Raw genomic sequence first — 13122 nt, forward strand, 5'->3', positions numbered from 1 at the left:
ACTTGCATGTATAAGACACGCCACCAGCGTTCGTTCTGAGCCAGGATCAAACTCTTCATTGATTTTCTAAATAGTCTGTCCTGTTTTTCGTAAATTTGACTTCCAAGAAATTTTCTTGGGCCGTCACTAAGCACATCTCCGATTCCTTCAATCTTCCCGAAAGTCTCGCGGGCTTTCGCTTTTTCCTTCGTTCTCGACTTTCGTTTCTTCGTTTCGGCCTCGTCTCTCAGGAACGGCGCCAATTATAGAATTTTCACGAACATTTGCAAGGGGTAATTGTGAAAAAAATTCACTTTTTTTCACTTTTTTCGATAAAAACGGGATGTATGCCGCCGGCACTACACATTATCCACATTCTGTAAACAGAAATCTTTTTTGGCAGGGGGCGGAGGCCGGGGCGCCAAAACACGAAAAGCGACTGGATCCTTCGCTCTGCTCAGGATGACGGGGTAAAATTCAGGGTGACAAGAGTGAAAAAAGGCAATTCCGGCATCCCGGAACTCGTCCAGGGCAGGTTCAAGCCAGGGTGACTGCGCGGACACTTCGGCTAATTCGACAGGCTCATCAACCAGCTTAGCGACCGTGCAAAAAAAATCCCGGGAGCAATGCTTCCGGGACAACATTTCAAATAAATTCGTTCTTACACAGGACTAGTAGGTCTTTGCCTTGTCTGCAGCCAACTGGTCTGGATCGCAGTATTCGTGCTGATCGTTGGGTGTGCCGCTGCAAGCGTCTGTGGTGATAAATTCACCGCCCTTGTATTTAGACCAATCTGACTGGAACAGAATCTTGGTTTCAATGGATCTGCTGATAGTCGTCTCGTACTTGTCAACCAAGTACTGCGGGCATTCGACTTCTTCCCACTGATAGGTCGGGTTGTCGGCAGCCATAAACCAATCGGCAAACCAGTGACAGCCACGGAGCAGGTTCGGATAGTTGGAGTCACCAAAGGCAGCGTCGCACATTTCGTTGACGCAACTCTGGTAGCATTCCAGCGTACCATCATAACCGCACTTCTCTCCGTTCTGGCAGTATGTCAAGAAACCGCCGTAAGTGGCACCCCATTCAATGCCGGGCTTAGTGATCTGAAGCTGCAGGGCATTGAAGATACCCGGTCCACCACCCGGAACCATGAGGTCGAACTGGCCAGGCTTCACGTCGTGACCGATGTTGGATGCCATCACGATGATATGCTTACCCTTAAGAGCCTTGTGCGTTCCCTTGGGAGCATTATTGCCATCGGCATCCTTAAAGCTACCGTCATACTGCAAATGGAAGCACTTGCCACACGAAGTTGTCGCATCGCTACCAGCAACGAAAGCATATGCCAAAGTATCATTCACAGCTACAGGGGCCATGTCGGTACAGGTAAAGCCGCCACCAGATGCAGGGTCTGCTTCCTGGCATGCGTTTGGCGTATTCTGGATACCGATCCAGTAGCGTTCCAAGCCCTTGCTATAGGTAAACGTAGGAATTTCAATGTCGTTGATATTGCAGACGCGTGCCGTATAATGGCTAGCCGCGTATTCTTCCTGAGTATTGATCTTGGGCTTGCCTTCGGCGCCATCGGTACTCGTCTGGGAGCAGTGAGCCTTACAGGCGTCCCAATAGCGGGTATTCCAGCCACTAGTGCCATTGCCAAGAATATTCTTGAGCGTTGGCACAGGGTACAACTTAATGTCTTCTTCGGGATTGCCAACAGTCTTGACAGGCCCATTGCTGCTAGAGCTTTCAACAGCAGAAGAACCCGGAGTTGCGCTAGATGTCGGATTTACAGACGAACTAGACTGAGACGGATTAACGACGCTGGAGCTAGAACCCGGAACCGGAGCAACCACGCTAGAACTCGAAAGCGGATTCGACGGAACAACACTAGAAGAACTGGAAAGCGGATTAGAACCACTAGAGCCTGGCACTACAGCAGAGCTAGAACCCGGAATCGGAGCAATTGCGCTGGAACTGCTAGAAGCACCCGGAAAATAGCCCGAATCGCTCGACGTCGGAGCCGCAATAGGAGAAGAAGCGGTAACGGGGTCATCAGAGCAGGCGCTGAACATTGAAAAAGCACCTGCAGCCAATAAAGAACTCAGTAAAAGTTTTTTCATATTTTTCCTTTTCACACCTCGTCAAAAATTAGATTTTATTCCAACAAAAGGCACGAAAAAAAGTTTTTTGAAAGCTGTTATGTGAGTTGGAACAAAAAAAGGCCGCACTTGCGTGCAAGCCTTTTGGTTATTAGCTATTAGCCAATAGTCATCAGCCTTAGTTAGGCGCCAAAGGCGCGATTATTTAAACCAATAACCAATGACCAACTACTAATGACTAGTCGCGGAACTTCACCTGCTTGGTGCCGGCGACGACTTCACCGATCTGCGTCCACTTTTCACCCTTAGCTTCGAGGTGAGCGACGACTTCAGCCTTGTCAGCCGGGTCGATGAAGATAAGCATGCCCATGCCCATGTTGAACGTGGAGTACATTTCGTCCTTTTCAACAGAGCCAGCCTGCTGGATGAGCTTGAAGATCATCGGAGGATCCCACGTGGTGCGGTCGATAATCACGTCAACGTTGTCCGGAAGGATACGCGGGATGTTGCCCTGGTAGCCCGAACCGGTGATGTGAGCAAGGCCCTGAATCTTCTTCTTGTTGCAGAGGTCGATGAGGCTCGGGTAGTAACTGCGGTGCGGAGTGGCAAGAGCTTCGCCGATGGACTTGTCCATGCCGTCCACGACCGTGTCGACCTTGTAGCCGGCCACGTCGAACAACACCTTACGGGCGAGAGAGTAACCGTTGGTGTGGAGACCCGTAGAAGGCAGGCCAAGGATAATGGTACCCGGCTTGATCTTCTTGCCGTCAATGATGTTTTCGCGTTCCACGACACCCACGATAGTACCGGAAATGTCATAGTCGCCCGGACCGTAGAAGCCCGGCATTTCAGCAGTTTCACCGCCAATCAGAACGAGATCGTTTTCGCGACAGGCCTTGGCCATACCGGCAACCAGCTTGTCCATGACACCCGGTTCCAAGCGGCCCGTAGCCACGTAGTCGAGGAAGAACAGCGGACGTGCGCCCTGAACGAGGATATCGTCACAGCAGTGGTTCACGATGTCCTGGCCCGGCAGTTCGTGCGTGCCCATTTCGATATCGACCTTGAGCTTGGTGCCCACGCCGTCGACGGAGCTCACGAGGACAGGGTCCTTCATGCCGAGGTGGTTCAGCGTGAACAGGCCACCGAAGTTGCCCACGTCGCCGAGAACGCCCTGGTTGAATGTGGTACGGACGGACTTCTTGACACCGACCATTGCCTCATCGGCACGTGCCAAGGAAACTCCTGCGTCTGCGTAATTCATCTTTTTTCCTTTGCCCTACGAGCGGGCAGCGATTTGGCCCTATTTACGGGCACTTTGTTTTTCATCAATATTTCTGAGCGCATCAAGGATGAGGCTTGTGGTATCCGACATCTGGTTGATGTTTATAACGTCGGGCATCACATGCGTATCCAGCTTGAACAATGTCTCGTCACCCCAGGAAAGCATCTTTTCGAGTGCATCCGGACCTGCAAGCTTGCCGCACTTGGCACAGCAGATTCGGCCGTCCTGGAAAGCGATAAAGCCCGATTCACCGGAGCATTCGAAAATGACCGTTCCGGTAATGCGGCTCTTTTCCATCGTCTGCGCAAAATCAATAAACGGGAGAACCTTCGCCGAAGCCAAAAGCGACAAGCGTTCGAATTCATCAAGCGCCTGATTCTTTGCACGGAGACGATCCGCCATCACCTTGTAGAGGTAAAGCAAGGCACTCGGATTCTTGTCGAGGAACTTCAAAAATTCCGCCTTCGGAATGTGAAGCACCGTGCAGCCGTCTTCGGCGGCAATAATCGTATTGGCGGTAGGTTCGCCACACAGGATAGACATTTCGCCAAAACAGGAGCCGCTTTCCAAAGTCGCAAGCGCGCTGTAATGGCCATCGGACAGAATCTGGCCGCAAATGACAACGCGTCCGCTCTGCAAGACGCAGAAGCAGTCGCCTTCGACTCCGCCCTGGAGGATGATTTCGCCAGCATCGTATTCGCGAATCTGCGAATTTAAAAGCAGATAGTCCGCATATTCCCTGGGCACCTGTTGCAAGAACGGTACACCAAGGTCATACTGAGCAGAAATCCAATCTCCAATACCTGTGTGTGACATCATACGCTAAAAATTATAGATATTTCTGTACCATTTGTAACTGGTGTCAATCGAATTTACCCTCGGAACGGAGCCTTTTATGCATTTTGTAAGATTCCACAGGAGTTCTGCCGGTCGAGTGATGGCTCCTTCGTAAAAATCATTACCTGCCCCGGGGCCCTTAAGCCCATCATTCTGGAAAACTAGCTTATCCCTGAATGCCTTGATATTTTTCACGCGAGGCTCCAGCGAGAGAATTTCATCGACAGTACCAAACGCAGACGGATTCACCCACATGTCCACGCTATCGGCAAGCGCATAGACTTCTTCGAAAGAGAACGTGAGTTCACGTGAAGTATCGGAAGCCCACACATAGCAGCCTCCCGCATCGCGAACCAAGTTTGCCGTAAAGCTTTTACCGCCAGAAGCATGCCACACACCGCCATAGGACATGCCGGCGAGAACTCTAGGGCAATGTTCAGACGAATGACGAGAAACGAGAGACGAGAGGGAGTCTGTAGAAGCAATCAAAGCCTTTAGCGTTTCGTACTTTTCTTTCTCTTGTCTGTAAATAGAATCGGCAAGCGGACGAATTCCAAACAGGATTCCGTACAACTTAATCCATTCCAGTTTTGCAAGCGGAGTATTTTCCTGCCACTCGGACGTAAGCATCAACGGAAGATTCGTGCGTGCAATTTGTTCGTAGTTATCGTAATCACCGCCTGTAGTAAAGTCAAGCACCAAGTCCAGATTCAGCGCCATCAGCTTTTCCAAGGCGCCCGCATCGTAACCGATACTCGCTACAGATTTATTTTTTGCACGTTCATACAAAATGCTATCCACGATATACTGCCCGTCCGAGACACCGACAATGTTATCGCGGAGCCCGAGCCTGAGCATGTAGCCGACCTGCGAAGTCGAAAGAGCAGCCACACGATTGAGCGGCACACGCAATACAACCGCCGAAAGCCACTCTTCTGGGAACCCCCGACGTTGCAAATCCGTCCCGAGAGCAGCCGCAGCAGAATCCATCATCACGTACTTGTGGACGAGCGTATCCTTGCCGACCACGGAACGCACAACAGCGACATCCACCCCGCACAGTTTGCCAATCGAGAAATAGTCGCTCTCGACCGATTCGAATTGAACCGATTCGCTGCACTTTTCCACCGACGTTTTCGCCTGCAAATCCTTCGGCGCTTCACGACACCCAGTCAGGAATACCCCACCAACCAAGGCGCCACCCCACAAAAGCGATAACAAACCCGAACGTGAAACACAAGGCAAACATTCCGAAAAACTAAACCGCAACCCATGGAACGAATGGCAAAACAGGCTTAATTTCTTGATTTTCAACAATCTATCGTAAAATTTCATGCACAAAACCGGAAGATAATGTATTTTATTGTTTGACTTAATATCTCTTTTTTGAGATTCCTATTAGGAGAGAGCCTTTATGAAGACAAAAATAGCCTCTTTGTGCTTGGCCGCGGTATTTAGCATTCTTGCATTTGCCAGTAATTCCTCCGCTGCCGAAGAAGGATTTTACGACAAGGACCACATCCGCGGATTCATTTCTTTTGGCGGTGATTTCCGTGGCATGTTCTCCGGATTCCACGACTACGTGAACGCAGTCCCCTTTGCAGTTGGCGGCCTCAAGTACAAGAGCGGTTCCGACACTTCCCTTTACTACGGTTCCGCAAAATACAGCAAGTTCAACAAGTACTACCCCAACCTCCACTTCAATATCGGTGCGCAGTACAAGCAGTTCCTCACATGGTTCAGCATCAACTTCGCCATCACGCAGATATCCGAAAGACCGAGATCCACAGTTACCGCATACGCTATGGACTCCACGGGCGTCCCCACTGGCAGCACTGCATCATTCCCCCTCTACGACGCACGCTGGTTTAACTATGGTGCCGACTGGATGTTCGGCTGGAAACTTCTCGGCGAAGACGCGTTCTTCAACTTGATCCCTGCTGTAGGTATCGGCTTCAACATGATGAACATCCACTTTACCTCTAACTACGTTGTCACGAGCGAAAGTAACAAGTCCCAAACTCTCATGCGCGACCGCTACTACAGCACCATGGCCGCCACATTCAACTCCGAACTCGAAGCCCGCCTCCAGTTCGAACAGTTCTCCATCGGCCTCTATGGCGGTTACCGCGCCGTACGCTACAATGAACTTGACGTCGAAGGTGAAAAGCTCGATACGCACAGCTTCAACACTGACAACGATGGCGATACCTGGTTCGTGGGTCTCCGCATAGGCTGGACATTCTTAAGTCCCTGGACCAAGAAACAGTTGGACAAAATCTAAGATTCAATTAGTTTATGCTAACCGAGCCTCGCTAACGCGGGGCTTTTTTCATACCTGCAATTGCTCTTGCATTCAGGTTCCGGATTGTCCAGAGAAGCCATGATTTCTTGCAAGTACGTATTCCACACATTCGTTCTCTTTGATGAATGCATGCCATATGGCAGCATGAATAGATTTTTCGCGGCACTACGCTTAGGAGGGTATTTTTCGGCGACCTCCTCCATGGCGACATAATAACCGCTCAACTCGCGTAGGCATGAATCCGTCCTCCAGAACACTTTGGTATTCCCTCTCTCATAATCGAAATTCCACCCCAAAAGAAGCATAGGAACCCCCACCCTCTTGAGCCGTTCCGGCAATGATGAATACTGCCCCTGCGTACTCAACAAAACGAGAACATCAATCTTGCGGTAATACGCATAAAGATATGCGTCCTCGACAAGCTGCATGTTCGGCCCCAGCTTTTTTGCATCTGCAGAGGCATTGTAATGCACCTCGAACCCGGCGAGCATGAGCTGCTTTTCCAGACGGTCCAAACCGTTCTCCTCCGTCGGTTCGGCAACGTCAAAACTCCTCTCGTACGGATGGTAATAATGCGACTCCAGTTCGACGATGCACCCTTCACGGCCAAACAGCCTCATCACGTAATCCCTCACCCAGCCCTTGAGTTCTCTAAAATCCAGGCGGGAATGGAACTTGTGGTACTTGAGATAATACTCGTTGACCTTCTTAAGCGTATAACCGTCCAAAAAGAAGCCAACCCGCAAAACGGACAACTTGCTCGGCATAAAAAACCTCCTGATGTGTTAATGAGCTTCTACTTTATTAACACGCTTTTTTGCCGAATTTATTTCGATATTTTTTTGATAATTTTTAGAAACAATACGGGATATGGCTAAAAACTAAATCAGCTTGCGATCGGTAAGGTCGTCGATGAGCGAACCGGGCATCCACTTTTTCATTTTCTGATAGTCCGGATCATTGAGCTTTTTGCGCTGTTCTGCCGACTTCGCATTATCACCGGCATCGTGATAGATGCGGATGAGGTTCAAGATAGAACACCAATAGCGAATGGACTTGCCTGTGCGCTCGAGGTAATCGGCGGCGCTCTTTTCGTAAATAGCGGCGGCTTCGTCGTAGCGTTCGAGCCTGTAAAGCATATCGGCCTTGATCTGGAGCATCACCGGATGATTCGGGGCCTTCTTGAGGCCGCGTTCAGCAAGCGAAAGGCCCGTCTTGTAGTCCTTGCGGTCGTAGTGCATCCAGATGAGCGGCGTCAGGAACAACGGCCAGAAACGTGTCGAACGCAGGGAGCCGGAATCAAGAATCTTGAGGTAAGCCTCGCGATTGTCGGACTTGAACGGAAGCCAGCCAAAGCTGTTATCGACATAGTACGCGTAAATCGCATAGAAGGCCTTGGATTCATAATCCTTGGCATCTTCGAACTGGCTTGCGGCCGAGCGAGTCTGCATGGCGCCCTTAACGGAGTGGCCCGTCTCGGTAAGCACGTAGCCAATCTCGAAATTGCGGAGCGCATCCCACAGACCTTCGGTCTTGCAGGTTTCAAGATTCTTGGCGGCGACCTTGAGCGATGTCGTATCGCCCTTGTCGTCGTACATGCTCACGCGGATGATGTTCTGGAACACGCAGCCGACACCGTCGTTTTCGAGGCGAAGCTTGCGGGCCAAATTGAAAGCTTCAACGTAATTGAGTTCCATCGTCTTTTGCGTCACCTGTTCGGCAAGTGCATTTTGCGCCGGAGAAAGTGCAAAAGAAAGTTCGTCGGCAAACGAAATGCCGGCAACCATTAAAAGCGGTGCGATGATTCTCGAAAACATTATAAGCGCAATTTAGAAACTTTTGTTTCGCCATACCACCTTCCATTTTGGAATATGGCAGAGCTTGTTTGCGGAGCAAAAAAAATGTATAAATACAATAGATGTTAATAAGAAATAAACATCTTATTAACAGTCTGTCAAGAAAAATGTAGCTAAGTGGTTATCAGAAGAAGACTTACAAGAATTCATCCAGGTGCCACAACAACTCTTTTCTATGGAGGCCACCATGAAGATGCTCCACAAAACACAGACCGCAGCACTCTACTACCTGCTCCACACGGGATTCCAGGCATTCAAGGCTCGCATCAAAGACGAGCTGACCTCCACCAGCGGCGTCAATCTAGAAGACATCATGGACGACTCTAACCTTTACACCTATTACCAGCAAGGTGAATCGGCAGATTTCGTAGCGGCATGCATCGCCGCAAATAGCTAACCTTACGGAGCTATATTATGTGATAGCCGCAGTAGCGGCAGAAACAAAAGGACCCTGTGGCAAAGCCGCAGGGTTCTTTTTTAAAGCTTGTGCAACTACTAGACTTAACTGGATCCTTCGCATTCGCTCAGGATGACGAGTGCAAATCAAGACTTGACTGGGTCCTTCGGGCTTTGCCCTCAGGACGACGAGTGCGTTACTTCTTTTTCTTGGACTTGGCGGATTCTTTTGCCTTGTCCTGGCGTTCGCAGGTCGTCACGACTTCGAACTTGCCCTTGTTCACCGTAATGATCTTCGTATTGGCATTTGCACCGCGACGGAACTGGATGTCACCGTAAATGCCCTTGAAGTCCTTGGTCGCATTGATGTAATGCGTCATGTCATCGTCTTTGCCCGTCACAGCGGCAAGCGAAGTAAAGATGATGTTTGCGGCATCGTAGCTGAGACCGCTTACCTTGTCTTCACCCGGTTCCACGCCCCATCGAGCCGTGAAGTCCTTCACGAAGTTCGTGTAGGCGGTGTTCCCCTTGTTCATGTCGATGCTCGGAACGCTGAAGTAAGAACCTTCGACAAGGCGCTTGCCCTGAATCAAAAGTTCACGACCATACCAGCCGGATGTTCCGAGATATGTGCCGGAAACCTTGTTGAATGCGGCCTGGCTCACCATGGCACCTGCATCTGCCGGATTTGTTGCCGGAATGAAGAGGCCCGGGAATTCAACGGTAGAGTCGGCGAGGTAAAGCTTGCGGTCACGCGGGTTCACAGAGCTCAGATCATTCACGCCCTTAGCGATATTGCGACGGCGGTTTTCCTGATTGAAGCGGACATCGCGCATGAGGTTGAATTCCGTCTTGTAGTCCGGACGGCCTTCTTCGTAATTGCGGAAGCCGACAACATCACCACCACGACGTTCAACAGCACGGGTAAAGCTTTCGGACATGGCCGTACCGAAATCGCCGAGCGGGCTCATCACGCCAAATTCGCGGATGTCGAGGCACTTGATAGCGAAGTCCGCAATCGTCTGGGCGAGGATGTCCATGGTGAGGTTCACCTGGAAGATGTTCGGGCCAAGCTTTGCGATGCCAGCATCCGTTGCAGTCGGAGTAAGCATCGGCACATGCTGGAAGTTTGCACCAAGCCATGCAGCAACAGACGTTGCCGGAGCACTCATGATAGGACCAATAATAGCGATAATGCTATCCTGGTTCACAGCGCGTTGCGTACGCATAAGAGCGATAGCGGCATCGGCGTGCGTGTCCTGGAAGATTATGTTCACCTTGCCCTTGAGGTTTGCCTGTTCGTAAGCGAGGAGAGAACCCTGCACAGCGGCGGCACCGAATTCGGCAAAATCGCCGGAAAGCGGAGCAAGCACGAGCACAGTCGGAAGACCGGCGCCGAGACCTTCAAGAGCGCTGATGCCCTTCTTGGCGGTCTTCTGCAAATTCTCGGAAGAAGTCGTCTTGAGGACCTTCTTGTACCAGTATCTAGCAGCGCGGTAACGCTTGGCGTTCTGGCATTCGCGACCAAGCTGGAGCTGCATCCAACCCATCACTTCGCGATCAACGGGATACTTTTCAAGCAAAGCCTGAAGCTGGTCTGCCGTAAGGAGGGATGCGGCCAAAGTCTGAATGGCGACATCTTTAGCACGAGACCTTGCAGCCGGGTTGGTCGAATAAGAAAGCACGCGGAGCATGGCTTCGACACCATCGAACACGGAGCCCTTTTCGACATCAATAACAGCGCGGGCAAGCTCCATTCGTTCGCGGTAGGCGGACTTCACATGGTATTCCAGGAAGCGGGATGCCACGTCGTAAGCATCATCCTTTTTGCCTGTACGCAAATAACATTCGGCAAGCATCACGGAAGCCTTTTCGCCTTCAATCTTGCGGAACGAGGAGCTGTAAATCTTTTGCAGCGGTGCAATTGCATCCGAGCAGCGACCGTTCTTGACCACAGACTTTACGCGTTCAACATCATCCTGCGCAAAAACAGAGGTGGAGAGGACTGCTGCTAAAAATAAAGGAAACAAGCGATTCATAATTAAACCTCGCCGGTCTTACTGGAAGCTATCGGCGGCCTCCTGAACGACTGAATGTTCTTTCTTGATTTGCTTTTGAAGAGATTCGGGGAGCTTCGACCAGTCAACGATATCAACACGGAAAGGAAGTCCGCTTTCGACAAATGCCTTTTCCACCGAAGTCATATCATCGAGAGAAATAGGGGAGTCCGAAATGACAGCCAATTCCAAATCCGTATCCGGGGTCAAATCCACACCCGTGACACGTGTTCCGTACGCCCAAACTTCGAACCCCTCAAAATGGAGTCCAAGAATCCTTTGCACGGTTTCTAACTGATCCGATTCTAAACAAAGAGTCATAGTTCGCTAAAATATAGTTAATGTATTTTGACACTGACTGCCATTACAGTCTGTCGGGTACAAAACGGAGGAACCAGACTTCGGTATCGCTACCGATACGGACAGGGGGGCCCCAGGAATCGACACCGCTAGAAACAAGCCACTTGACCTGATCCAGTTCGCCAATTCCATAAGCAAGGCGCCAAACCCAATTGATAATGAGCGTTCCCGGGAAGAACTGGCCATTATGCGTGTGTCCGGACATGGCAAAGTCGGGACGGCGGCCAGGGTGGTCTTCTTCGATTCCGCGTGGCTGATGATCGAGGAGAAGCCAGGGGAGATTCGATTCTTCGACTGTAGGGCGCAAGCCAAAGAGCGGCTTTCGCTCGATATCGCGAATCTTGGCAACGTTGTGGTCTATACGGCCGGTAATGCAGGCAAACGGCGTGCAGACGGTGGAGTCTTCCAGCACGACGAAACCGTTATTCTGCATCCATTTTTTAAAGTCGCTGCCTTCACGTTCGAGGAACCCTTCGTGATTCCCGTCGATGGCAATCGCTGCCATCCTGGCGGTCGCGGCAAGCTTTTGCACCAGGAAGTCGTACTCCCAGGCAGAAAGTGTCGAATCCACGACATCCGAGAAGTCACCGCCAAACAGCACCAGGTCCGGGTGGAGGCTATCGCTTACATGCACAATGCGTTCCATCTTTTCGCGCTTGAAAAGCGGATCGATGTGGAGGTCGCTAAAGAAGAACGCCGTAAATTCCTTTTCTGTCGGGACGGCAATCTTGAACTCGCGAACATGGAAATTGTCGTTTGCACCTGTGCCTGCAATGCGGAAGATGACCGTCAAGAGAACGGAAACAAAGAACAAAAGTCTCGCCACCGAAATGGCGACGCGTTGATCGAGCGGCTTCTTGACGACAGCGCGACGGATGCCACGAGCAATCCACCAAAGGATATAGAGGAAAAGCGCCTCGCTAAGCCAGACCGCAAAAAACGACATGCCAAGCGATGCAAAATAAGTTGTTCTAAACAAAAAACAGAGGGGGAGGAGGATTACCGAAATACCGGCAATGACGCTCCCTTTGATTCCGGGCGCCACCATTCTCACGTTAAAGAACAGGAAGAATACGCCAAAGATGAGTATGAAGAAAAAGATCATTTCAGTTTCGCTTTAATAAGTGAAAGGACATCGCTGTGTACTTCGTCGGGAGTGCGGTCAGCATTGACGACACTCACGCAATCGCTATAATCGCGGCCTGCGGCGAGGTAACCTTCGCGGACACGCTCGAAGAATTCAGCCTTTTCGCTTTCGAGGCGGTCGGGGGCGCCACCACGAATGGCCATGCGCTTGCGGCTTGATTCGACGGTCAAGTCGAGAACTACAGTGAGTTCCGGGAAGCAGCCTCCGCAAGTGAGTTCCGTAAGGCGCTGGACTTTATCAGCACCGAGCCCGCGGGCATAACCTTGGTAAGCAAATGTGCTCCATGCAAAACGGTCAGCGATGACGATGTTCCCTGCATCGAGTGCGGGTTTAATGATTTCGTGAATCACCTGGGCACGGGCGGCATTGTACAGCAAGAGTTCGGTATCGTCTGCCATGATGCCCTTGAAAGCGGGGTCAAGCAAGAGCTCGCGAATGCGTTCGGAAATTTTGGCGCCACCGGGTTCGCGCAGCCTCACGACCTTGTGGCCTTCGGATTCCAGCACGCGGACGAGCATGTCGATTTGTGTGGACTTTCCGGAACCATCAATGCCTTCGAGGCTAAAAAAATTCTTCGCAGTTTTCATAAGAACAAATATGCAAATTTTTTTGAGTGGGCGCCAATGGCTTTTTCTTATTTCATAAAAGTACATCATGCGGGCGGGGCCCCAGCTCGGAGTTGACGCCTACGGCGTCAGCGGCTTCACTCGGTTATGCCGGTCTGCAAGCAGCCCGTCGCAACACTCGTTTTGCACGCTACTGCGAAGAATATACCTTGGCCGACGCTTTATTCTC

Annotated in this window: 12 protein-coding genes and 1 rRNA gene; 2 read left to right on the forward strand and 11 right to left on the reverse strand. The window is 50.9% G+C overall.

Annotated features, from left to right (window positions below; all coding sequences use genetic code 11):
* From CRN95_RS14295 to CRN95_RS14320, 5 genes are all read right to left on the reverse strand, one after another.
* Positions 1–62: ribosomal RNA gene (locus CRN95_RS14295) — 16S ribosomal RNA — on the reverse strand; the annotation flags it as partial.
* 588 nt (positions 63–650) lie between these two features.
* Positions 651–2105, reverse strand: a complete 1455-nt coding sequence (locus CRN95_RS14305) for a glycosyl hydrolase family 5 (RefSeq protein WP_097021260.1) — start codon at positions 2103–2105, stop codon at positions 651–653.
* A gap of 217 nt (positions 2106–2322) precedes the next feature.
* Positions 2323–3348: a phosphoribosylformylglycinamidine cyclo-ligase gene (gene purM, locus CRN95_RS14310; RefSeq protein ID WP_088660298.1), complete on the reverse strand. Its 1026-nt coding sequence runs from the start codon at positions 3346–3348 to the stop codon at positions 2323–2325.
* A 39-nt stretch (positions 3349–3387) separates the two neighbouring features.
* A complete protein-coding gene (locus CRN95_RS14315) occupies positions 3388–4188 on the reverse strand; it encodes a cyclic nucleotide-binding domain-containing protein (protein ID WP_097021261.1) in 801 nt (266 codons plus the stop codon).
* 3 nt (positions 4189–4191) lie between these two features.
* Positions 4192–5427 carry an ABC transporter substrate-binding protein gene (locus tag CRN95_RS14320; RefSeq protein ID WP_235003067.1) on the reverse strand — a complete coding sequence of 412 codons (1236 nt, stop codon included), beginning with the start codon at positions 5425–5427 and terminating at the stop codon, positions 4192–4194.
* A 193-nt stretch (positions 5428–5620) separates the two neighbouring features.
* On the opposite strand from CRN95_RS14320, the gene CRN95_RS14325 reads away from it, so the two are divergent.
* Positions 5621–6490: a hypothetical protein gene (locus CRN95_RS14325; protein WP_097021263.1), complete on the forward strand. Its 870-nt coding sequence runs from the start codon at positions 5621–5623 to the stop codon at positions 6488–6490.
* Positions 6491–6507: 17 nt separating this feature from the next.
* Here the strand turns inward: CRN95_RS14325 and CRN95_RS14330 are convergent, their stop codons facing one another.
* Both CRN95_RS14330 and CRN95_RS14335 read right to left on the reverse strand, forming a co-directional pair.
* Positions 6508–7278: a hypothetical protein gene (locus CRN95_RS14330; RefSeq protein WP_088631464.1), complete on the reverse strand. Its 771-nt coding sequence runs from the start codon at positions 7276–7278 to the stop codon at positions 6508–6510.
* A 114-nt stretch (positions 7279–7392) separates the two neighbouring features.
* Complete coding sequence (locus CRN95_RS14335; protein ID WP_235003068.1) at positions 7393–8328, reverse strand: M48 family metallopeptidase; 936 nt, start codon at positions 8326–8328, stop codon at positions 7393–7395.
* A 226-nt stretch (positions 8329–8554) separates the two neighbouring features.
* On the opposite strand from CRN95_RS14335, the gene CRN95_RS14340 reads away from it, so the two are divergent.
* Positions 8555–8764 carry a hypothetical protein gene (locus CRN95_RS14340; protein ID WP_235003069.1) on the forward strand — a complete coding sequence of 70 codons (210 nt, stop codon included), beginning with the start codon at positions 8555–8557 and terminating at the stop codon, positions 8762–8764.
* A gap of 196 nt (positions 8765–8960) precedes the next feature.
* On the opposite strand, the gene CRN95_RS14345 is transcribed toward CRN95_RS14340, so the two are convergent.
* Genes CRN95_RS14345 through tmk form a run of 4 tightly spaced genes read right to left on the reverse strand, consistent with a single transcriptional unit; the run spans position 8961 to position 12914 of the window.
* A complete protein-coding gene (locus CRN95_RS14345; protein ID WP_097021264.1) occupies positions 8961–10802 on the reverse strand; it encodes a penicillin-binding protein activator in 1842 nt (613 codons plus the stop codon).
* 18 nt (positions 10803–10820) lie between these two features.
* The gene (locus tag CRN95_RS14350) at positions 10821–11141 is read right to left on the reverse strand and encodes a nucleotidyltransferase family protein (RefSeq protein WP_088631467.1); all 321 of its coding nucleotides are present in this window, start codon (positions 11139–11141) and stop codon (positions 10821–10823) included.
* A 43-nt stretch (positions 11142–11184) separates the two neighbouring features.
* On the reverse strand, positions 11185–12285 hold the full coding sequence (locus CRN95_RS14355; protein WP_097021265.1) for a metallophosphoesterase: 1101 nt from the start codon (positions 12283–12285) through the stop codon (positions 11185–11187).
* Entirely contained in the window at positions 12282–12914 is a 633-nt protein-coding gene (gene tmk, locus CRN95_RS14360) for a dTMP kinase (protein WP_097021293.1), read from the reverse strand. Before tmk ends, CRN95_RS14355 begins: the two co-directional genes overlap by 4 nt.
* Positions 12915–13122 lie beyond the last annotated feature (208 nt).

The sequence above is a fragment of the Fibrobacter sp. UWB16 genome, from assembly GCF_900215325.1.
Classification (GTDB): Bacteria; Fibrobacterota; Fibrobacteria; order Fibrobacterales; family Fibrobacteraceae; genus Fibrobacter.